General features: G+C 70.0%; 21 protein-coding genes and 2 pseudogenes. 12 read left to right on the forward strand and 11 right to left on the reverse strand.

What is annotated here, in order from left to right; translation table 11 throughout:
• Positions 1-16 precede the first annotated feature (16 nt).
• The gene (locus tag O7595_RS11940) at positions 17-1258 is read left to right on the forward strand and encodes an IS4 family transposase (RefSeq protein WP_269727137.1); all 1242 of its coding nucleotides are present in this window, start codon (positions 17-19) and stop codon (positions 1256-1258) included.
• Between the two features lie 366 nt (positions 1259-1624).
• Positions 1625-2386: a polyprenol monophosphomannose synthase gene (locus tag O7595_RS11945; protein ID WP_269728702.1), complete on the forward strand. Its 762-nt coding sequence runs from the start codon at positions 1625-1627 to the stop codon at positions 2384-2386.
• 41 nt (positions 2387-2427) lie between these two features.
• Here O7595_RS11945 and O7595_RS11950 read toward each other — a convergent pair whose 3' ends face one another.
• From O7595_RS11950 to O7595_RS11965, 4 genes and pseudogenes are all read right to left on the reverse strand, one after another.
• Positions 2428-3783 (reverse strand): hypothetical protein, encoded by a 1356-nt coding sequence (locus O7595_RS11950; protein ID WP_269728703.1) that lies wholly within the window; start codon positions 3781-3783, stop codon positions 2428-2430.
• A 155-nt stretch (positions 3784-3938) separates the two neighbouring features.
• Positions 3939-4405: pseudogene (locus O7595_RS11955) on the reverse strand (transposase).
• 11 nt (positions 4406-4416) lie between these two features.
• A complete protein-coding gene (locus O7595_RS11960; RefSeq protein WP_269728704.1) occupies positions 4417-5463 on the reverse strand; it encodes a hypothetical protein in 1047 nt (348 codons plus the stop codon).
• 31 nt (positions 5464-5494) lie between these two features.
• The gene (locus O7595_RS11965) at positions 5495-5965 is read right to left on the reverse strand and encodes a DNA/RNA non-specific endonuclease (RefSeq protein ID WP_269732459.1); all 471 of its coding nucleotides are present in this window, start codon (positions 5963-5965) and stop codon (positions 5495-5497) included.
• A gap of 91 nt (positions 5966-6056) precedes the next feature.
• On the opposite strand from O7595_RS11965, the gene O7595_RS11970 reads away from it, so the two are divergent.
• The 3 genes from O7595_RS11970 (at position 6057) to O7595_RS11980 (ending at position 7575) form a co-directional block, all read left to right on the forward strand.
• Positions 6057-6584 carry a hypothetical protein gene (locus O7595_RS11970; protein ID WP_269728705.1) on the forward strand — a complete coding sequence of 176 codons (528 nt, stop codon included), beginning with the start codon at positions 6057-6059 and terminating at the stop codon, positions 6582-6584.
• Between the two features lie 83 nt (positions 6585-6667).
• Positions 6668-7141, forward strand: coding sequence for a trypsin-like serine protease (locus O7595_RS11975; RefSeq protein WP_269728706.1), 474 nt, complete (start codon positions 6668-6670; stop codon positions 7139-7141).
• A gap of 128 nt (positions 7142-7269) precedes the next feature.
• A complete protein-coding gene (locus O7595_RS11980) occupies positions 7270-7575 on the forward strand; it encodes a hypothetical protein (RefSeq protein ID WP_332328152.1) in 306 nt (101 codons plus the stop codon).
• Between the two features lie 186 nt (positions 7576-7761).
• Here O7595_RS11980 and O7595_RS11985 read toward each other — a convergent pair whose 3' ends face one another.
• Both O7595_RS11985 and O7595_RS11990 read right to left on the reverse strand, forming a co-directional pair.
• Positions 7762-7911 (reverse strand): hypothetical protein, encoded by a 150-nt coding sequence (locus O7595_RS11985; protein ID WP_269728707.1) that lies wholly within the window; start codon positions 7909-7911, stop codon positions 7762-7764.
• A gap of 57 nt (positions 7912-7968) precedes the next feature.
• Positions 7969-8118 (reverse strand): annotated as a pseudogene (locus tag O7595_RS11990) (DUF255 domain-containing protein); the annotation flags it as partial.
• A 544-nt stretch (positions 8119-8662) separates the two neighbouring features.
• Between O7595_RS11990 and O7595_RS11995 the strand changes: the two are divergent.
• A complete protein-coding gene (locus tag O7595_RS11995; protein ID WP_269728708.1) occupies positions 8663-11941 on the forward strand; it encodes a tetratricopeptide repeat protein in 3279 nt (1092 codons plus the stop codon).
• A 362-nt stretch (positions 11942-12303) separates the two neighbouring features.
• Here O7595_RS11995 and O7595_RS12000 read toward each other — a convergent pair whose 3' ends face one another.
• Together O7595_RS12000 and mca are read right to left on the reverse strand one after the other, a co-directional pair.
• Positions 12304-12546 (reverse strand): hypothetical protein, encoded by a 243-nt coding sequence (locus tag O7595_RS12000; RefSeq protein WP_269728709.1) that lies wholly within the window; start codon positions 12544-12546, stop codon positions 12304-12306.
• Between the two features lie 111 nt (positions 12547-12657).
• Positions 12658-13539, reverse strand: a complete 882-nt coding sequence (mca, locus tag O7595_RS12005; RefSeq protein ID WP_269728710.1) for a mycothiol conjugate amidase Mca — start codon at positions 13537-13539, stop codon at positions 12658-12660.
• A 98-nt stretch (positions 13540-13637) separates the two neighbouring features.
• Between mca and O7595_RS12010 the strand changes: the two genes are divergently transcribed.
• Both O7595_RS12010 and greA read left to right on the forward strand, forming a co-directional pair.
• Positions 13638-14054 carry a DUF4307 domain-containing protein gene (locus O7595_RS12010; protein ID WP_269728711.1) on the forward strand — a complete coding sequence of 139 codons (417 nt, stop codon included), beginning with the start codon at positions 13638-13640 and terminating at the stop codon, positions 14052-14054.
• Between the two features lie 169 nt (positions 14055-14223).
• Positions 14224-14721, forward strand: a complete 498-nt coding sequence (gene greA, locus O7595_RS12015; protein ID WP_269728712.1) for a transcription elongation factor GreA — start codon at positions 14224-14226, stop codon at positions 14719-14721.
• Between the two features lie 109 nt (positions 14722-14830).
• Here the strand turns inward: greA and O7595_RS12020 are convergent, their stop codons facing one another.
• The 3 genes from O7595_RS12020 to ilvA form a co-directional block, all read right to left on the reverse strand.
• On the reverse strand, positions 14831-15688 hold the full coding sequence (locus tag O7595_RS12020; protein ID WP_269728713.1) for an ABC transporter permease: 858 nt from the start codon (positions 15686-15688) through the stop codon (positions 14831-14833).
• Positions 15685-16719, reverse strand: coding sequence for an ATP-binding cassette domain-containing protein (locus tag O7595_RS12025; RefSeq protein ID WP_269728714.1), 1035 nt, complete (start codon positions 16717-16719; stop codon positions 15685-15687). The genes O7595_RS12020 and O7595_RS12025 overlap by 4 nt, the downstream gene beginning before the upstream one ends.
• A 278-nt stretch (positions 16720-16997) precedes the next feature.
• The gene (gene ilvA, locus O7595_RS12030; RefSeq protein ID WP_269728715.1) at positions 16998-18227 is read right to left on the reverse strand and encodes a threonine ammonia-lyase; all 1230 of its coding nucleotides are present in this window, start codon (positions 18225-18227) and stop codon (positions 16998-17000) included.
• Between the two features lie 148 nt (positions 18228-18375).
• Between ilvA and O7595_RS12035 the strand changes: the two genes are divergently transcribed.
• The 4 genes from O7595_RS12035 to O7595_RS12050 all read left to right on the forward strand — a co-directional run bounded on the left by O7595_RS12035 (position 18376) and on the right by O7595_RS12050 (position 19930).
• Entirely contained in the window at positions 18376-18888 is a 513-nt protein-coding gene (locus O7595_RS12035) for a MarR family winged helix-turn-helix transcriptional regulator (protein ID WP_269728716.1), read from the forward strand.
• A gap of 31 nt (positions 18889-18919) precedes the next feature.
• The gene (locus tag O7595_RS12040; RefSeq protein ID WP_269728717.1) at positions 18920-19426 is read left to right on the forward strand and encodes a sigma factor-like helix-turn-helix DNA-binding protein; all 507 of its coding nucleotides are present in this window, start codon (positions 18920-18922) and stop codon (positions 19424-19426) included.
• Entirely contained in the window at positions 19423-19674 is a 252-nt protein-coding gene (locus tag O7595_RS12045; protein WP_269728718.1) for a hypothetical protein, read from the forward strand. Before O7595_RS12040 ends, O7595_RS12045 begins: the two co-directional genes overlap by 4 nt.
• A gap of 64 nt (positions 19675-19738) precedes the next feature.
• Positions 19739-19930: a DUF1059 domain-containing protein gene (locus O7595_RS12050; protein ID WP_269728719.1), complete on the forward strand. Its 192-nt coding sequence runs from the start codon at positions 19739-19741 to the stop codon at positions 19928-19930.
• Positions 19931-19944 lie beyond the last annotated feature (14 nt).

Below are 19944 nucleotides of genomic sequence, written 5' to 3' on the forward strand. Positions count from 1 at the left end.
GGTCGTTGGGTGGGTTGTGCCAAGACCGGGTCAGGTGAAGTCGTCGGGGGTTGATCGGTTCTCGGATCGGATCGCGTTGGGGGTGCTGACGCGGGCGTTTCCGCCGGAACTGGTCGACGAGGTGGTCGCCGAGTGCGGCAGGGTCGAACAGCGGACGCGGCTGCTGCCGGCACGGGTGGTGGTCTACTTCGTCCTGGCGATGTGTCTGTTTTTCGGGCAGGGCTATGAAGAAGTGGCCCGGCTTCTGGTCCAGGGGCTGGAGCGCGAAGGCCGGTGGGTGAAGACCTGGCGGGTGCCCACGACGGCGGCGATCGGCCGGGCTCGTCTGCGGCTTGGTCCGGAGCCGTTGCGGGCCCTGTTCACGCGGGTGTGCCGGCCGGTGGCGGTTGCGCGAACGCAGGGTGCCTGGTACCGGCGGTGGCGGCTGGTCGCGGTGGACGGCACGGTCTTCGACGTTCCGGACACCGCGGCGAATGCCCAGTTCTTCGGGCGCCCCGGTACCAGTCGCGGGCAGGGCCGCAGTGCGTATCCGCAGGTGAGGGTGGCGGCCCTGGCCGAGTGCGGCACTCATGCCGTGTTCGCGGCCGAGGTCGGACCGCTCAAGGTCCACGAGAGCGTCCTGGCTCAGCGGCTGTTTCCCGTGCTGACGAAGGGCATGCTGGTGCTCGCCGACCGGGGCTTTTGCGGTCTCGACCTGTGGCGTGCTGCGAAGGCGGGCGGTGCGGACCTACTGTGGAGGGTCCGCAGCGTCGTGGTGCTGCCGGTCCTCGAAGCCCTCCCCGACGGGTCCTACCTGTCGGAGATCGTTGCCAAGCGGGACCACTATCGGCGCGCGGACCCCGAGCGGGTGCGGGTGATCGAGTACACCCTCGGCCCACGCGGTGGTGACGGCACCGTCTACCGGCTGATCACCACCCTCCTCGACCCCGCCCAGGCACCGGCCGAGGAGCTTGCCGCCCTCTATGCCCAGCGGTGGGAGATCGAGAACACCCTGGACGAGATCAAGAACCACCAGGGCGTCCCGGGGATGGTGCTGCGTTCCCGGTACCCACGCGGCGTCGAACAGGAGATCTTCGCGTTCCTGCTGGTCCATCACGCGCTGCACGACCTGATGCACCAGGCCGCTCTCAAGGCCGGGCACGATCCCGACCGGATCTCCTTCACCCGCACCCTTCGCGTCGTCCGCCGCCACGTGACCGGGCAGGCGGCGCTTTCCCCCCTCGCGACTGGCCTGGTCCACCGCCCAGAGCCTGCGTGAGATCACCGAACGGCTGCTGCCCGCACGGCGGTTACGCTCCAACCCCCGCGTGATCAAACGCAAAATGTCCAACTGGGCCCTCAAACGAGCCGAGCACCACGGCCCACCACGGCCAGACACCCCGACGGTCCGGCTGGTCGAGCCAACCAGAGCCACTTCAACCAGCCGGAAAACAACCTAAATCACCGGTATTGAGGCTAGACGGCCGATCTACCAGCCGAGTACCCGCCTCGGGGCCGACAGGCCCATTTACCATGCAGGCACCCTTATCACCCCTCGCACGGCCGTTTGTGTTCGGGCCCGTATGCTCACGGGGACCAGCCGGGCCTCTGTACCGCGCTGGCAAGCACACGAGGTGGATACACAGTGAGTGAAGGCGGTCAGCGGGCCACAGACCCGCTCGGCACGGTGTTGGTGATCATTCCGACCTACAACGAGGCCGAGAACATCGCATCGATTACGTCTCGGGTCCGTAGCTCGGTGCCGCATGCGCACGTTCTTGTGGTCGACGACAACAGTCCGGACGGCACCGGCAAGATCGCGGACGAGCTCGCAGCCGAAGACAGCCATATTCACGTTCTGCACCGGAAGGGCAAAGAAGGCCTCGGCGCGGCGTATCTGGCTGGGTTCGCCTGGGGCATCGAGAACAATTACGGCGTCCTGGTCGAGATGGACGCCGATGGCTCTCACCGCCCCGAGGAACTGCCCCGCCTGCTTACGGCGCTGCCCGGTGCGGATTTGGTGCTCGGGTCCCGTTGGGTACCCGGCGGGAGCGTAGTGAATTGGCCCAAGTCCCGGGAGTTCCTGTCGCGAGGCGGCAGCCTCTACTCCCGTCTGATGCTGGGAGTACCTATCCGCGATGTGACCGGCGGCTTCCGGGCGTTCCGCAAGGAGACCCTGGAAGGACTGGGTATCGCCGAGGTCGCCTCCCAGGGGTACTGCTTCCAGGTTGATCTGGCCTGGAGGACCGTGAAGTCCGGTTTCCATGTCGTCGAGGTGCCGATCACCTTCGTCGAGCGGGAGCGGGGCGACAGCAAGATGAGCCGCGCGATCGTGGCTGAGGCGCTGTGGCGGGTGACTGCCTGGGGCCTTGGCCACAGAGCCAAGGCGCTCCTACGACGCAGCTGATTTGAGGTCCGTCCTGCGGACCCCGCAGGACGGACCTCAAATCAGTGGGCGCTCCGGGCCATGGGCCGGCTGTCGGATGCGGTGGTGTCAACAGGAAGCTGCGGAACCCTCTCACGGTCCACACGCCCCTGGATGAGCTGGCTGAGCAGGAGCGGCAAACCGACGACGGCGATAACCCACACGTTGAGCATGAGCCGGTCGCCCTGACTGTCGACGGGGTGCGCGATCTCGGCCGCGATTCCAGTCAGTCCGACGGCCAGAACGATCCAGCCGAGCGCGCGGCTGTGGCGGAACAGGCCCCAAGTGCCGAGGCCGACAGCAGCGATAAGCCAGGGGCTGCGGACCTGCTCCTGAATCCAGTGGGTCCAGTAGTTGCCGTTCAGATCGACCAGCATGGGCCACGGGGCGGCGACATCGGGCTGGGCAAAGTGATCAGTGAAAGTGTCCTGCAACGTCTCGGTACTGCCCGGCAGGTTGTAGTGCATGCTGAGCGCACCGATCCCGAGAACCACGGCCACATTCAGGGCAGCCATCAAATACGTGCCCCGATGCCTAGTGCCAGCCACTAGTGCCAGGCACACCATCGCAGCGGCTGCCAATGCCCCCGCAATGAGGAGGAAGGTCGAGTACTTGACAGCCGTACCCACCACCATGGACCCGGTGAGCAGGATCGTTCCTGCGGTGAGGCGACGGTTGAACAGCCACCACGCACCCAACAAGGAAGTCATGATCAGAGCGAGGACAGGGCCCTCTGTGAGGGGATATCCACCCCACCAGCCGATCGGACAGGCGTAGAAGAAGGCCTGTCCGATTAGGGCGAACCTTGCAGGTGCCCCTACGGCGCGCAGCAGCAGGTAGGCAAAGAGGCCGCCGACAACGGTAAACAGGACCGAGGTGACGAGCAGTCCCGAACCCGCGCCGAACACGGCGACAAACGGCGCGGCCAGCACCGGGAACCCCGGCCGGACATCGAATATGCGCTCATAGCGAGGGCTGAGCGGTTTCAACCCGTCAGCCGACTCCGCCATGCAGGCGGAGAACCCTTTCCCCGGCGTGGGGTACGGAGCAGCGTCATCGCGCAGGTTCTCCGGCTTCAGCCCGTGGGAGCTGGCCTCCCGTCGCGTCTTGTCGTGACAGTACGCCTTCAACGCGGTCCGGTGCGCCTGCTCCGGAGAGTCACCGAGCAACTGCAGCGCGGCCTGGTTGTATCGGTAGGCGTCATTGGCCGGCGCCAGGGTGGGCCTGCCGATGATCTGGAGAATTATGTACGCGATGGCAATCAGCGCGGGGAGCATCCACCGGCGCGACCGACGTATGCTCTTTCTCCGGCGGGTCTCGGACGACCCCACATAGCCTGCTCGGGACCGAGAAACAGCAGAGAGGTCATTGGCGCTCATCACGGGCGGTCACATTACCCTACTAGCACCCTCGTGCGAATCCGCACATAAGCGGGCGCCCTCGCCGCGGCGCAGCCCACCGCACGCTCCGTCAACCCAGTAGCCCCCCGCCGGGACGGCGCCTTCACCGTCCGCCTTCTTGCTTTGACCGTGTCCTATCTGGTAAGGGAAATGAGTTGTTTGTAGCAGCAGAGGGCGGCGGCGAGGCTTAGGAAGGCCAGGTAGTTGCGGGGATGGCGCTCGTAGCGGTGGTTGAGTCTGCGGTAGCCGGTGAGCCAGGACATGGTGCGTTCGATGACCCAGCGACGTCGACCGATCCTGTCGAGGACCGCTTCGTGCAACCATCCCCAGACGCCGGCCCTGGGCCAGATCATGAACCGGCGATGGGCTGTGGATCTGGAGATGCCGAAGCAGGGCGGCAGAGCCACCAGGCGTAGCCGCTGACCAGCACATAGACGATCGTGGCGAACAGCGACTCGTCCGGCGTGTTCTGCGTTGCACCGCCCGGCGACCGTACCTTCGACGGCAGGATCAGCGGCTTCGCGATCTCCAGCAAGCCATCCGGAACAATCCAACTCCACGTACCCCGCCCCGTGAACCGTCCAACGGGCAACAGCCACATAGGACACGGTCTTACTGGACCAGTTCGATGTGTGGGTGGTCCGGGGATGCCGGACAGGCGTGGAGTTGGAGGTCGTAGCCACTGGCGACGTCGATCATGGTGAAGTTCGCAGGAGGGTAGCCGGGAGGGAGCGGCGTGGGGTTGGTCTGCTCCTCTTCGGGGTCCCAGCTTTCGGTGCCGGCGTTCGATTCGACGGTGGCGATGGTCAGGAGCGGGACCGCCTCGGTGCCGCATGCGGAGCAGATCCGGGGCAGGGGATCGGTGAGGCCCCAACGGGTCCAGCCACCGGTCTTCCAGCCGGGGGAGATGGACAGCATGTCCACGTAGAGCTCCTGCGGGGCGAGCTCGTAGGAGCTGTCCAGGGCTGATCCGGCCGCCTGCCACCTTCTCCAGTCGCCCAGTTCCTCCTGTAGCTCCTTACTCAGCTCCAGATAGCTGGGGTACTCGGTGACCTGCTCTGGTGTGAGCAGACACGGCGCCGGCAGATAGGTGGGGAACTGGATCGCGGGCGGCTCGGGAGGTGCGTCGAGTACGTCCGATACGGTCGCGGCGGTCCGCCAGAACAGTGCGGTCCTGGGATGTGCCGGGTGGTCGAAGGGGCACCACAGGACCTGGAGCACATCGGCCTCGGACTGCCCGGGCGGGCGCAGCAACGGGACGTCACGTACGTACAACTGGGCCACGGGCAGCATGGCGATCGGGCCCTCGGGCCACGGGCGGCCGGCCTTGATCCGCTCCTCGATCGCCAGCTCCTCGGGCGTGTACCGGGTCACCGGGGGATCGCCGCCCGGCCGGTTCGCCACCGCTGCGCGGATACGCCGCAGCTGCCGCACGTCCTCCGGCGAGAGGATTTCGTTCACCCCGTCCCACTCGTGCGGTCCCTCGCAGCGCGGCCACGGCTCGTCGGCGGGCCAGAGCATGGGCCCGCCGACGGAGCTGTCGTGCGGCGTGGGCGACCCGGGGCGGGGATGCAGCCGGGTTGCCGTGCGTGCCAGCGGGGCCAGTTGAGGGAAGAGCGCGGTGACGTCGAGCGGCCGCGGCGGGGTAGTACGACTCATGCTGGCTCCCGCAGGCACTAACCGGCTGTGATCAGTTTCCGAGGTTCAGCAGCCCGGTGTTCGCCTTGGTGTTGGGGACGTAGACGTTGGGGAACAGCTCCTCGGTCGACCCGTTCGCCCGTTCGATGCTAGCGGTCATCGTGACTCCCACCGGAATCGTGCTGGTGGCATCCCGGAAGACGGGGGTCACCTGGTAAAGGATCGCGTCGTTCGCCCCGAAGTCGGCTTCGCCGAGCTTCTTTTGAGCCATGAACTCGTAGGTCCGCATGCTGGGCGTTCCGGTGTTCATTCCCACCTGCCAGCAGGGGACGAGGTTGTTCTGCCCGCCGTCCAGGATCCCGCCTGGTCCACCGAGTCTGTTCGCGATCAGGTGACACCGGGCCTGACTGGTCACTGGAGGGTTGTCCTGGTTGAACTCGCCGGGACAGGGGGCCTCTCCTTTTGAGAGGTAAGGGCGCCGCTTTCCGCAGGAGTGGGGGCACGCCCGGCAGGACGATGCGATATCGCATTACTGTGCACCCAATTTCGAGCCCGATGATGAACATTCGGCCGTCAGCGACGAACTGGGGGATGCAATGAAGGAATACAGCAGAATGCCCGTGAAGCCGCAGCGCAAGCGGCTTGCGCGGCGCGCATTGGGCGCGGCCGCGGTCGGCGCCCTGGCTTGGATCACGGCTACCACGGGCATCCTCGGCGGGGCGTCGCAGCAGACGGGCCCCACCGCACTGGTCGCGGGGGACGCCCCCGGATACACGGTGGAGGACTTCAACTACCCGTACGCGGACAAGATCCTGGCCGAGAAGAACATCGTCCTCAAGCGCGGCGACGGGCACATCACCCCGGCCGACTGTGCGGGTGGCACCGACCTCCTGGGGATCCTGGCCCGTGACAGGAAGGACAAGATCTGCTTCAAGGTGGTGGGCGACTCCGGCTGGCTGACCCTGGAGATCCCCGCGGTCTACGCGATCAAGGGCAACGACTACACGACCGCGGTCGACATGACCGTAGGTACCGAGGAGAAGTCGTTCGACATTAAAAAGAACGCCTGGACCTCGGTGGGCGAGACCGCGGACGCAGAGGGCCGCGATCACATGCTCGTCGAAATCAGGTCCTCCAAGTAGCCGCAGTCAGCATCGACATGCTCACCGCTCCGCGGTCCTGTGCCCACGGGACGCGCGGCCCTTGTGCCTAGGAAGCCACATTCATGTACCTCTCCAGACGCCCCCGTCTCTCCGCGTTGGCCGCTGCCCTGCTCGCGGCCCCCGTCGTGCTGAGCGCTGCCCCCGCCACCGCACTCACCGGAGCCGACGCCCCGGCACAGCTGAACTACGTCGCGAAAATCAACGTCGGTGAACAGACCGCCTGCACCGGCACCCTCATCGACCCGCAGTGGGTCCTGACCGCGGCCACCTGCTTCGCCGCGGACGGACAACCCCCCGCAGGCAAACCCGCCATCACCACCACCGTCACTGTCGGCCGCACCGACCTGACCCAGGCCGGCGGCAGTGTCCTGTCGGCCATCCGGCTCGTCCCACATGCCGACCGGGACCTGGTGCTCGTCAAACTCGCCGCCAGGATCACCGATCCGGGCATCACGCCCGTCCGGTTGGCGACCACGCCCGCCACTGCGGGTGCGGAGCTGGTGAAGGCCGGATTCGGACGCACCAAGACCGAATAGGTGCCCGACAAGCTCCACACCGGCACGTTCACCGTCGCCTCGACCACGGCCACGACAGTGGACCTCAACGGCTCCGAAACACGGCGACCGTCTGCAAGGGCGACGCCGGCGGACCCGCCCTGCGCACCGTGAACGGCGCCACGGAACTCGTCGCCATCAACTCCCGTTCCTGGCAAGGCGGATGTTTCGGCAACGACCCCGCCGAGACCCGTACCGGTGCCATCGACACCCGTGTCGATGACATCAACGACTGGGTCGATCACGCCACCTCGCGCAATCCGGACGACCTCACCGGTGACGGCAAGGCCGACCTCGCGGCCATCAAGAGCGACGGCATTCTGTGGATCTACCCCGGCACCGGAAAGCCCGGCATGGACGCCTTCCCCAGCCGCTACCAGGTCGGCAGAAGCTGGGGACCCTACCGCATCATCTGAGCGGCGGGGATGACCTCCGATTCTCCCCCGCACTCCTCTCGAGGGTGCGGGGGAGATCCCGAACCATCGGCAGTACCGGCACCGGTCAGTACCCCGGCCGCGATATCACCGGCGACAACAAACCCGACTTTTCGGCGTCACGACAGCGCCCCGGCCATCGACCCGGGGGCGTTTCTGTGAACCTTGTCAGGCGGCTTCGTTGAGCGGCGCCTCGGAGGTCTCCAGGTACGTCCGTACTGTCGTGTAGCGCTCGGCGCTCCACTCGGGTGAGGCGGCAAGCTGGTCTGCGACCCAGGCGGCGATCTCAGCGTCGATGCGGTCCTGCTTCGTGCTCACGCGGTATCTCCTAGCGAAAGATCCCGGTAGGGGCTACCGGGTTGTCTTCATCTACTGGCACCAGTGGCATGCGGAGTAGCCGATTGACAGCAGAACGGGTACGTCGCGTCGTCGCGCTTCCTCGAAGGCCTCCGGCGTCCAGGGCCAGCAGTCGACCGGCGAGATGTTCACCGGCGCGATCAAGGCTTCCGCACCCTTCTCCGTCACCGTCGGCCCGGGTACCGCCTGGCAGCGTCCGCAGTTCCTCATGGCCGAGCACAGAGAAGAAGGCGGACGTCCCACCCCCACGGCGGAGCGGGGAGAGACCCGCATCTCTCCCCGCTCCCGCCGGGCCGGGTGCCGGCCCGGCGCGCCGGAGGACGGCTGCCGTCCGACGGCCGGCGGCGGCTCCCGGGTGGCGGTCGGCAGGAAGCGGCGCAGCGAGACTTCGTGATGACCACCCGGTGCCGCCACTCATCTGGCGGTCCTTCTCCTCGTGGTGTCCTCCTTCTCGCAGTCGGAACGGGGGACTTGGGTGTCTGCCAGGGGCACCTCCCTTGGTCGCCGTTGGGTCCGATACCGTCCGGCTGCCCTGGCCAATAATGGACAAACGTCCGCCAATCGGGTGGATCCTCCCTCGGTGGGCGTCCCGGAGGCGTGCGGTGGAACGCCCGAGGAGAGGGCTTGATCGCCGGACTCCCTCGCGTCGGCGTGCGTCTCGCAGGACACTTGGCACCGGAACGGAAGCGGAGGCTCTCGGAGGGGGACCGACATGCGGGACAGCCATCGGGCGGAAGCCGAGCGGCTGTTGGTACGGGCCGTGGAGGAGGAGGTGCGCCGCTCCGGCGGCCGGGCGGACTCCGCGGCGCTGCTCTCACGCGGCCGCGAGGCACTGGAGACCATGGCGGCGAGCGCGGACGAGGAGTACGCCGCGTACCGCCGCGCCGTGGAGGAGGCCGAGGCGGGGCACTCGTCCCTGGCCGAGCGGTTCAGCCGGCAGGACATGTCGACTCCCGTACTGGTCACGGCCGTCGCCGCCGCCGCCGCGATCGGGGCGGACATGGCACTCGGCACGGCGACGGGCACGGCGCTGGGCGCCGGCGCCGTCGTCATGGTCGCCGGGGCGGCGGCGACCGTCGCCAAGGTGACCGCCTCCCACTGGCCGGCGGCGCACCGCAGAGCCGGTGCGCTCGGACAGCCGGGCGGGCCCGAGCAGTTGCGGCTGCAGTGGCTGACCGCGCTGGAGGTCCGGGGCATCCGCCCGTTCCTGGACCAGCAGCGGATGCTGACGGCCGCCGCCGCCCGCCCGGTGAAGAAGACGGCGGCGGGCCCGCCGCTGCGCGGGGCGGACCGCAGCCAGGCGGCCCGCCGGCGCAATGTGCTGGAGCAGTCCTTCGCCCATCTCCCGGAGCCCGGCGGGCCGTTCGCCGGACGCCGGGAGGCGATGGCGCAGATCGCGCAGTGGGTGCACGCGGCGCGCGCGTCGACGGAGACGAAGCCGACGGTCGTGGTGCTGTACGGAGAGCCGGGGTCGGGCCGGACCACGCTCGCGGTGCGGGCCGCCCGTCAGCTGAAGGACCAGTTCCGGGGCGCGTGCCTGGTGGACCTGCGCGGCGGCTCCGCGGACGGGCGGCCGCTGTCGACCCGGGACGCGCTGCTGCACCTGCTGAACCGGCTCGGTGCCCCGCGCGAGCAGCTGCTGTTCCGGGAGCGGTCTTCAGCGGAGCAGCAGGTGCGCCGCCTCGGCGAGCTCTACCACCAGTACCTGACCGGCCTGCCCGTCACCGTCGTCCTGGACGACGCGAGCGACCCCGATCAGGTGCGGACCCTCGTCCCGGAGCGCTCGGACAGCCTGGTGCTGGTGACCGCCCGGGAGCCGCTGGAACTCCCGGAGGACGTCCCGGCGTGGGTGCACCGGCTGCCGGTGGAGGCGCTGGACGCGGCGGGTGCCGAGGAACTGCTCACGGCCTCCGCCGGGGAGCCGCTGGAAGACCCTTACGACTCGCGCTCGATGGACACGATCCGGGACCTGTCCGGCGGACTGCCCCTGGCGCTGCGGATCGCGGGCTCGTCCCTCGGCGCCCGCACCCCGCAGGCACTGGCCGCCGACCTCGGCGCCTACGGGCCGGTGGGGCCGGTCGAGCGAGCCCTGTGGCTGCGCTACACGGACCTCCCGGACCAGGGCCGCAGGCTGCTGCGCAGGCTGGCTCTCGCGGGCCGGGCGTCCCTGGGGGCGGCCGCGGCGTCGGCGCTGCTGGGCACCGACGAGAGCGAGGCACAGCGGCTGCTGTCGGAGCTGGCGCGCGCGGGACTGCTGGACCGTGTGCGCGGGGGTCCCTCCACACCGCCGGGAGTACCGCCACGTCCGCAGGGCGTCGGGGGAGCGGGGGGAGAGCGCTACCGGCTGCACGACGCCGTGCGGGCCTTCGCCCGGGAGCGGCTGCTGGACGAGGAGGAGCAGGCGGAGCGCACGGCCGCGCAGGAGCGGTTGGTCATCGGGTACGCGGAACTCGCCGACACGGTGATCCGGCTCGTCGACGGGAAGACCTCGACCCGTGCCGACATGTTCGCCCGGACGTCGGCCGGTCACGGCTTCTCCTCGCTGGAGGCGGCGCTGCGCTGGCTGGACGACGAGTCGAGCTTCATCACCGCGGCGCTCCGGCACGCCGAGGGCGTGGACCAGCGGGCCGTCCTGAACCTCCTGGGCGCCCTGTGCGACTACTGCCTGCTGCGGGGCGACCTCTACCGGCTCGGGGAGATCAACGAGCTGACGCAGGCCGTCGACCAGGGCCTGCTGGTCCGCTCGGTGCAGTGGCGCACGGGTATCGCCGCCCGGCAGCTCGGTGAGCTGGACAAGGCGCGCACCACCCTGTCGTCGGTGGTGGACCTGTACCGCGAGGCGCAGCACGAGGCGGGCGCGGCCCGGGCGCTGTGCTCGCTCGGCATCACGCTCCACCACCAGGGCAATCTGACCGAGGCGTCGGCGAAGCTGCGCGAGGCGGTCGAACTGCAGTCGTCCGAGGAGCTGGCCGCGGACCGGGCGTGGACCCTGCACGCGCTGGCGGCGGTGGAGCGGGACCGGGCCAACCTCGCCGAGGCCCGGGCGCTGCTCACGACGGCCGTCCGGCTGCACCGCGAGAGCGAGTCGCTGCACGGCGAGGCCTGGTCCCACTTCCAGTTCGGCCAGGTGCATCTGCGCATGGGCGCGGTGCCGGACGCGGAGTCGTCGCTGAGGCTGGCGCTGGACCTCTACGGACGGACCCAGGACGAGCGGGGCGAGGCGTGGGCGCTGACCCAGCTGGGCCGTGCCCGGCTGGTGGACGGCGATCCGTCACCGGCGGTCGAGCAGCTGAAGCAGGCCCTCGCCCGGCACCGCGAGAACGAGGACGCGCGCGGTGAGGCGTGGACCCTCTACTACCTGGGCCAGGCGCTGGAGGAGCGGGGCGAACGCGACCAGGCGGTACGCGAACTGGAGCGCGCCCGGACGATGTTCTCCCGGATGCGGGACGTGTACGGGCTGGCCTGCGCCCGCCACCACTCCGGCCGCGCCACCCGCGACCAGCGCGCGGCGCAGACGGGCAATCTGCGCAACTCCGGGTTCGCCCGCCAGCTCCTGGTCGACGCCCGCGCGGACTTCCAGCGCATCCGGGTGGCCCACGGGGAGGCGTGGACCTGTCTGGAACTGGCCGTGATCGACGCGGGCAACAGCCGCGCGGCCCAGGCGCTGGCGTTGTGCGACGAGGCGGCCGGGCTGTTCGCCTCGTACGGCGACCGCCGGGGCGCGGACTGGGCGGGCTTCCTGCGCTGCACGCTGCTGCCGTACGCCTCGGCGGGCGGGGTGGAGGTGGGCACGGTCGTCGCCCGGGAGGAGCTGGCCGCGCTCCGCGAGGCGTCCCACCCGGCCCGCGACGGCCGGCTGGAGGACTGCACGGAGGCGTTCGCCCTGGTCCTGGAGCGCGGGGTGCGGTTGGAGGACGACTGGCAGGCGTGGCAGCTCGGCATGGTGCCGGGCCGGCACGCCCGGGAGGTGATGGGAGTGCCCGTGGACTGAGCCGGTGTACTCACGCCGGCCGGTCCGGTACGGCCGGAAGGCCGCGGGCGCAGTCGTGAGCCGCCTCAGCGAGGACACCTCCCCGGTCCGGCACGACCGGAAGGCGGGTGACGGCCCGTCGACGCCGATGGCGGCGGCGCCGACGGCGCCGGTACCGCGTGGTGCACGCGGCGGTACGTCGTAGTGCGGCAGGGCCGCCGGTACCGCGTGGTGCACGCGGCGGTACGTCGTGGTGCGCGGGGGCCGGCGGTACGTCGTAGTGCGGCGGGGCCGCGGTGGACGCGGCACCGCCGGGGGCACGTACGCCCGGCCGATGTCCACGGCCGGGCCGCACGGTGCGGGACGGGCCCGGACGAGAGGCCCTACTCGCCCTTAGCCGGTTCGGCGGCGGCCCGGGACGCGGCGCCCGCCGTCGCGGCCGGCGCCGGGGCCTCCTCGAAGTCCACCCGGTTCATATGGCGGTTCATCGACTTCATCAGCAGCCAGACACCGGCCGCCATCACCGCGAAGACGATGAATCCGAGGACGCCGGGCGTCACCTTGTTCTCGTCGAGCTCCTTGGCGAGGGGGACGAGGTGCGTCATCGCCAGGCCTGTGCTGCTCATCGGTCGCTCCTTGTGTGGATGTACCGACCATACCCGGGCGTCCGCGACGCCCTCTCCCGGCCCACCCGCGGCCGGGAGAAGGAGTGGTGGAGGGTCGGGGGAACGGCCGGGTCAGGCCCGCTCGCGGACTCCGGCGAACAGGTCGTCCTCGGGCAGGGAGGTGTCGACGAGGGACTTGGCGAGCTCGTACTCCTCGGTCGGCCACACCTCCTTCTGGATCTCCATCGGGACGTGGAACCAGCCGCCGTCGGGGTCGATCTGGGTGGCGTGTGCGATCAGCGCCCGGTCGCGGGTCTCGAAGAAGTCGGCGCACGGCACGAACGTGGTGAGGGTCCGCTCGGCGCGCTGGAACTGCTTCCAGCGTTCCAGCCACTCGCCGTACGGGGACTCCAGGCCGCGCTCGAGCAGGGCCTCGTGGAGGGCGACGGTGCGCGGGCGGTTGAAGCCCTGGTTGTAGTACAGCTTCCGCGCCTGCCAGGCGGGGCCGTACTCGGACTCGGGGTACTTCTCGGTGTCGGCCGCGCCCTCGAAGGCCACCATCGTGATCTTGTGGGTCATGATGTGGTCCGGGTGCGGGTAACCGCCGTTCTCGTCGTACGTGGTGATGACCTGGGGACGGAAGGAGCGGATCTTCCGCACCAGCTCGCCCGCCGCCTTGTCGACGTCCTCCAGCGCGAAGCAGCCCTCGGGCAGCGGGGGCAGCGGGTCGCCCTCCGGCAGGCCGGAGTCGACGAAGCCGAGCCACTCCTGCTTCACGCCCAGGATCCCGCGCGCTTCGTCCATTTCCTTGCGCCGTACCTCGTGGATGTTCTCCTCGATGTACCGGTTGCCCTGGAGCTTGGGGTTGAGGATGGAGCCGCGCTCGCCTCCCGTGCAGGTCACGACCAGCACGTCCACCCCCTCGGACACGTACTTGGCCATCGTGGCAGCGCCCTTGCTCGACTCGTCGTCGGGGTGGGCGTGGACGGCCATCAGTCGCAGCTGCTCAGTCAAGACTCGATCCTCGGTGATGTGTCGCATCGGACGGCTTCTATAGTGACGGAAACCGAGGGGCGAAAATTCCGGCGTCTTTCGGGAATGAGAGGACGATCATGGGCGCGGTGCGCGAAGGGCTTCCCGAGGGCCGTTACGGGCGCTCGGCGGACGAACGCGCCGATCGCAAGCTCAAGGTCATCGGCGCGGTGCTCGGCGCCGGCTTCCTCGCCATGATCGCCTGGTTCGGCTACGACTACGTGAGCGGCCAGCGGATCAGCGCCGAGGTCATCAAGTTCGACGTCACCGCGGAGGACCGGGTCCAGGTTCATCTGGAGGTCCGCAAGGACGGCGACGCCCAGGGCTACTGCACCCTGCGTTCGCGGGCCGAGGACGGCTCCGAGGTCGGCCGCCGGGACGTCCGCTTCGACATGCGCGAGACGCGGGTGGACCGGGTCGTCACCGTGCGTACGACGGCGAGGGCGACGAGTGCCGAACTCGCGGGCTGTACCGCGGACGACGGGCCGAAGGGCTGACGTTTTCCCGGTCGCGTCGGCGCTGACCTGCGCGGACGTATTTTTGATGGCTTTCGGTCCTCCCCCTTTTCGCCGCCAATTGTTAGGCTCGTGGTTTCGCCCACTCGTGGAGGTACATCCTTCTGGGTAGGGCGATGCTTTGTATCCCCAGTACCTACGAGGAGCACCTGTGACCCAGACCAGCGAAGACGTCACCTGGCTCACCCAGGAGGCGTACAACCAGCTCAAGGCCGAGCTGGAGCACCTGTCTGGTCCCGCGCGCGTCGAGATCGCGAAGAAGATCGAGGCGGCCCGCGAGGAGGGCGACCTGCGGGAGAACGGCGGGTACCACGCGGCCAAGGAGGAGCAGGGCAAGCAGGAGCTCCGTGTGCGCCAGCTGACCCAGCTCCTGGAGAAGGCCAAGGTCGGCGAGGCCCCGGCGGACAACGGCACGGTGGCTCCCGGCATGGTCGTGACGGTCGCCTTCGACGGCGACGAGAGCGACACGGAGACCTTCCTGCTCGCCTCCCGCGAGTACGCGTCGGGCGACATCTCGACGTACTCGCCGCAGTCCCCGCTCGGCTCGGGCGTGAACGGCAAGAAGGTCGGCCAGGACGCGGAGTACGAGCTTCCCAACGGCAAGACGGCCATGGTGAGGATCCTCGAGGCCAAGCCGTACCAGGGCTGAGCCGCCGCGTCGGCACGGCCCCCGCACGCCAGAAGGCCCCGGCAGCGATCCGACGCTGCCGGGGCCTTCCGCCGTCCGCCGGGACGGTACGGAGAGGGGGTCGTGGGGTTCAGACCGCCGAGCGGTACTTGCGCACCGCGAGGGTGCGGAAGACCGACAGGATCAGCACCGACCAGATCACCGAAGCCAGCACCGGGTGCTGCATGGGCCAGGCGTCGGGCGCCTCGAAGCCGGGCGGCAGATTGCCGAACAACTCGCGGCACGCCTGCACCGTCGCGCTGAACGGGTTCCACTCGGCGATCGTCCGCAGGAAGCCCGGCATGTTGTTGGCGTCCACGAAGGCGTTCGAGATGAACGTCAGCGGGAACAGCCAGATCAGCCCGCCGGAAGTGGCGGCCTCGGGCGTGCGGACCGACAGGCCGATCAGAGCCCCGATCCACGAGAAGGCGTAACCGAGCAGGAGCAGCAGCAGGAAGCCGAGCAGCACCTTGCCGAGGTTCTCGTGGGTCCGCCAGCCGACGAGCAGCGCCACGACGGCGAGGACGACGAGCGTCAGCGCCGTCTGCACCAGGTCGGCGAGGGTGCGACCGGTGAGGACCGCGCCCCGGGCCATCGGCAGCGAGCGGAAGCGGTCGATGAGGCCCTTGTGCATGTCGTCGGCGATGCCCGCACCGGCACCCGCGGTCGCGAACGTGACGGTCTGGGCGAAGATGCCCGCCATCAGGAACTCGCGGTAGGCCTGGGTCGAGGTGGAGGCACCGACCTGGATGGAACCGCCGAACACGTACGTGAAGAGCACCACGAACATGATCGGCTGGATCATCCCGAAGATGATCATCTCCGGGATCCGGGTCATGCGGATCAGATTGCGCTTGGCGACGACGAGCGAGTCGCTCACCGACTGCACGATGCCGCCGCGCGGGCGGGGCGCGGCGACGCGGTCCGCCGCTTCCTGGACGGTGGTCACTTCACGGCCTCCTTCCCGGCCTTGCGGTCCTTGCCCTGCCGGGCGGCCGGCACCTCGCCGCCGTCCTCGGCGCCCTGCTCGGCATGGCGGCCGGTCAGGGAGATGAAGACGTCGTCGAGGGTCGGGCGGCGCAGACCGATGTCGTCGATCTCGATGCCGGCGGCGTCCAGTTCGCGGATCACCTCGGCGAGCAGCTTGGCCCCACCGGTCACCGGGACCGTGAGCCTGCGGGTGTGCTCCTCGACCGCGATGTCGCCTGCGGCCGCTCCTTCCGCGCCGAAGCGGCGGAGGATGCCGCGGGCCGGGGCGATCTCGTCGGGCCGGTGGACGACGACCTCGACTCGCTCACCACCGGTACGGGCCTTGAGCTGGTCCGCGCTGCCCCGGGCGATGACCTTGCCGTGGTCGACGACGCAGATGTCGTCGGCCAGGTGGTCGGCCTCCTCCAGGTACTGCGTGGTCAGCAGCAGGGTCGTACCGCCGCCGACGAGCTCCTTGATGACCTCCCACAGCGCCTGGCGGTTGCGGGGGTCGAGACCGGTCGTGGGTTCGTCCATGAACATCACGGGTGGTGAGACGACGAGCGCGGCGGCGAGGTCGAGGCGTCGACGCATGCCGCCGGAGTAGGTCTTCGCCGGGCGGTCGGCGGCGTCGGCGAGGTTGAAGCGCTCCAGCAGCTCTCCCGCCCTGGCCTTCGCGGCCCTGGCGTTCATCTGGTAGAGCCGGCCGACCATCTGCAGGTTCTCGCGGCCGGTCAGGTACTCGTCGACCGCGGCGAACTGGCCGGAGAGCCCGATCGACCGCCGGACTTCGTTGGGGTTCTGGAGGACGTCGACGCCCGCCACGACGGCTCTGCCGCTGTCGGGGCGGAGCAGGGTGGTCAGGACGCGCACGGCGGTGGTCTTGCCCGCGCCGTTCGGGCCGAGGAGCCCGAGGACGGTGCCCTCGGGAACATCGAGATCAACTCCGTCCAGAGCCCTTACCTCGCCGAAGGTCTTGACCAGACCCTCGGCGTAGATGGCGCCAGGCATGTGGGTACTCCCAGTCAGGTGGTGGCGGCGGTGCTTACCGTTTGCTCACTTCGGGCGATTGCTGCGCAAGCTTAGATTTCGCCAACCGCCGGCGCAGGCGAATTTACGACCCGGCCGCACCATAACGCGATACAACGCGATACTCAACCCTTGCGACGCACGGCCGGTCGCGGGAACTCGCGCACCGCCGCACCGGCCCACGCCTGCCGGGCGCGGGCCGGGCGGGCGCGGGCCGGGCGGGCGCGGAACGGCAAGGGGCCGCGCACCCGGCCGTCGGGTCACCCGACCGCGTGGTAGCCCGCCTCCCGGAGCGCCTCCGCGACCTCCGCGCAGTGCTCGGGCCCCTTCGTCTCCAGATGGAGCTCCACCTCGACCTCCGTCAGGCCGAGCCGCGGATCCGTCCGCACGTGCCCCACGTCCAGAACGTTCGCATCCGCCACTGACAACACCCCCAGCAGCGTCGCCAACGCCCCCGGCCGGTCCGGCAGACGCAGCCGCAACGACAGGTAGCGGCCCGCGGCGGCCATTCCGTGGCGCAGGACGCGCTGCATCAGCAGCGGGTCCACATTGCCGCCCGACAGCACCGCGACGACCGGTCCCTGGTACGCCGCCGGGTCGGTCAGCAGCGCCGCGACGGGACTCGCCCCCGCCGGCTCGACCACCAGCTTCGCCCGCTCCAGGCACAGCAGGAGCGCCGAGGAGAGCGCGTCCTCGGAGACCGTGCGCACGTCGTCGACCAGGTCCTCGACCAGCGCGAACGGGACGTCCCCCGGCCGCCCCACCTTGATGCCGTCCGCCATCGTCGCCGGGGACTCGATCGACACCGGCCGCCCCGCAGCGAGCGACGGCGGGTACGCGGCCGACCCCTCCGCCTGGACCCCGACCAGCTTCACATCGGGTCGCAGCGCCTTCACCGCCACCGCGATGCCCGCGACGAGACCGCCGCCGCCGACCCCGACGACGATCGTCCGCACCTCCGGGCACTGCTCGAGGATCTCCAGCCCCACCGTGCCCTGCCCGGCGATGATGTCCGGGTGGTCGAAGGGATGGATGAAGACGGCACCGGTTTCGTGCGCGTACTCCTGCGCCGCGGCCAGGGTCTCGTCGACGACATGGCCATGCAGCCTCACATCGGCGCCGTAGTCACGGGTCGCGGCGACCTTCGGCAGCGGAGCCCCCTTCGGCATGAAGACCGTGGAGTGCACACCGAGCAGTGAGGAGGCGAGCGCGACGCCCTGCGCGTGGTTGCCCGCCGACGCCGCGACGACGCCGGCGGCCCGCTCCTCGGGCCGCAGCCCCGAGATCCGCACGTAGGCGCCGCGCAGCTTGAACGACCCCGTCCGCTGGAGGTTCTCGCACTTCAGGTGCACCGGGGCCCCGACCAGGCCCGACAGGTGACGGCTGCCTTCCATGGGCGTCAGCCGCGCGACCCCGGAGAGCATCTTCTGGGCGCCCCGCACGTCGTCGAGGATGACCGGGTGAAAGGGGCCAGTGGTACGGAAGCTCATGACAGCAAGTCTCGCAGCTCAGCGGCGGGACGGCGGCCCCGGGAAGGCGGCCGTCCGCAGGTTTCCCCAGGGCCGGTACGCACCCGCCCGGCTGCGCGTACTCTGTCCCCCACCAACCGACCACCGCACGAGAGAGCCCCCCGTAGCCATGCCCACATCTCAGGACATGACGACTGATCTTGACGCCGGTCTCCTCGATGCCCTCCAGCACCAGGTGGCCGTCTTCGCACGCAGAGCCGAGCAGACGCGCCTGGGCGGCGTCGGCCAGGTCCGCAACTCGATGGACCGCGCCGCCTATCTGCTGCTCAACCGGCTCGACCAGGAAGGACCGATGGGCGTCAAGGCCCTCGCGGCGGGCATGGGCATCGACTCCTCGACCGTCACCCGCCAGGTCGCGCCGCTCGTCGACACCGGCCTGGTGAAGCGCACGTCCCACCCGGAGGACGGCCGCGCCGTCGTGCTGCAGCTGTCTCCCCGCGGCCTGGCCCGCCTGGAGGAGGTCCGCGCCTCGCGGCGCGAACTCATGGCCCAGGTGACCGGCGGCTGGACTCCGGAGGAGCGGGAATCGTTCTGCACCCTGCTCACCCGTTTCAACTCGGCGCTCTCCGCCCGGCAGGCCGGGCTGCCCGCCGAAGTGACGGAGACGTCCCCGACCTCTTGACCGGGACCGCCGCCTGCCCTGGTATGAGGACGTGCGCGAGAGCCGGGAGTCCACGCTCACCGGCCGCCGCGCCCGCGAGTTCGAGGCATTCGTCGCGGGCGCCGGTGGCCGACTGCTGCATGTCTCGACCCTGCTGACCGCCGAGCCCTCCGGCCGGTGCCCCCGGGCCCAGCGGCTGCTGCTCGGCGCTCTGGCCCACATGTACGCGGAGTGGGACCGGCTGCGGGACGAGGATCCGTACGACCTCACCCGCCAGGAGCTCGTCACCCGCTTCGCGCGCAGCGCCTGGCGCCTGCACCGGCGCTCCCGCGTCCGGGACACCGGGTCGGAGCGCGGGGTGCTCGCCCGGCTCGGTCCGCAGGAGCGGCTCGTCGTGGTACTGCGGCTGTACGAGGGCGTACCCGAGGAACAGACGGCCGCGCTGCTCGGACTGCCGGTGGAGCGGGTCGGCACGATCGGCACCCGCGCGGTCTCCCTGCTGCGCGGCACCCGCCCGCCGCGGCCGCGCCGGACCGGCGACCGGGCGGACGCCCGATGAGCCGCCCGGGACGCAAGGAGGAGGAGATACGGCGGATGCTGGACGTCCCGCACCCGCTCGTACCGGCCGATCTGCACGTCCGGGCGGCGCGCCGCGGCGCGCGGCTGCGCCGGCGGCGCCGCACGCTCAACCACGTGGGGTGCGTGCTGCTGGTGGTGGCGGCGATCGCCTTCGCGATATGGGCGGTGGCCGTCGAGCCGTGGGTCGCACCGCCCTCGGCGACGACCCCGGAGATCGACGGCTGGTGAGGGTCGCGCGGTCCGGACCTATCCTGGAACCAGCGGCGCAACGCCCCAGCACCAGGAGGTCGCCATGACCAGGAAAGTTGCCGACTGCCGCAAGTTTCCCAGCGAGACGGACTGCACGCTCACCATCTCGGGCGAGGAGGACGAAGTCCTGCGAGCCGCCACCGACCACGCCGTCTCCGTCCACGGTCACACCGAGTCGCCCGAACTCCGCGAGCAGATACGCGGAATGCTCGAGGACGAGAAGGTCGGCGCCTGACCCGCAGTCAGATC

The sequence above is a fragment of the Streptomyces sp. WMMC940 genome, assembly GCF_027460265.1.
Classification (GTDB): domain Bacteria; phylum Actinomycetota; class Actinomycetes; order Streptomycetales; family Streptomycetaceae; genus Streptomyces.

Excerpts from the sequence above, each read along its gene's own strand:
- O7595_RS11950 (WP_269728703.1), bottom strand. The coding sequence starts at position 3,783 with ATGAGCGCCAATGACCTCTCTGCTGTTTCTCGGTCCCGAGCAGGCTAT.
- O7595_RS11960 (WP_269728704.1), bottom strand. The coding sequence starts at position 5,463 with ATGAGTCGTACTACCCCGCCGCGGCCGCTCGACGTCACCGCGCTCTTC.
- O7595_RS11970 (WP_269728705.1), top strand. The coding sequence starts at position 6,057 with ATGCCCGTGAAGCCGCAGCGCAAGCGGCTTGCGCGGCGCGCATTGGGC.
- O7595_RS11975 (WP_269728706.1), top strand. The coding sequence starts at position 6,668 with ATGTACCTCTCCAGACGCCCCCGTCTCTCCGCGTTGGCCGCTGCCCTG.
- O7595_RS11995 (WP_269728708.1), top strand. The coding sequence starts at position 8,663 with ATGCGGGACAGCCATCGGGCGGAAGCCGAGCGGCTGTTGGTACGGGCC.
- O7595_RS12000 (WP_269728709.1), bottom strand. The coding sequence starts at position 12,546 with ATGAGCAGCACAGGCCTGGCGATGACGCACCTCGTCCCCCTCGCCAAG.
- O7595_RS12010 (WP_269728711.1), top strand. The coding sequence starts at position 13,638 with ATGGGCGCGGTGCGCGAAGGGCTTCCCGAGGGCCGTTACGGGCGCTCG.
- O7595_RS12025 (WP_269728714.1), bottom strand. The coding sequence starts at position 16,719 with ATGCCTGGCGCCATCTACGCCGAGGGTCTGGTCAAGACCTTCGGCGAG.
- ilvA (WP_269728715.1), bottom strand. The coding sequence starts at position 18,227 with ATGAGCTTCCGTACCACTGGCCCCTTTCACCCGGTCATCCTCGACGAC.
- O7595_RS12035 (WP_269728716.1), top strand. The coding sequence starts at position 18,376 with ATGCCCACATCTCAGGACATGACGACTGATCTTGACGCCGGTCTCCTC.
- O7595_RS12045 (WP_269728718.1), top strand. The coding sequence starts at position 19,423 with ATGAGCCGCCCGGGACGCAAGGAGGAGGAGATACGGCGGATGCTGGAC.
- O7595_RS12050 (WP_269728719.1), top strand. The coding sequence starts at position 19,739 with ATGACCAGGAAAGTTGCCGACTGCCGCAAGTTTCCCAGCGAGACGGAC.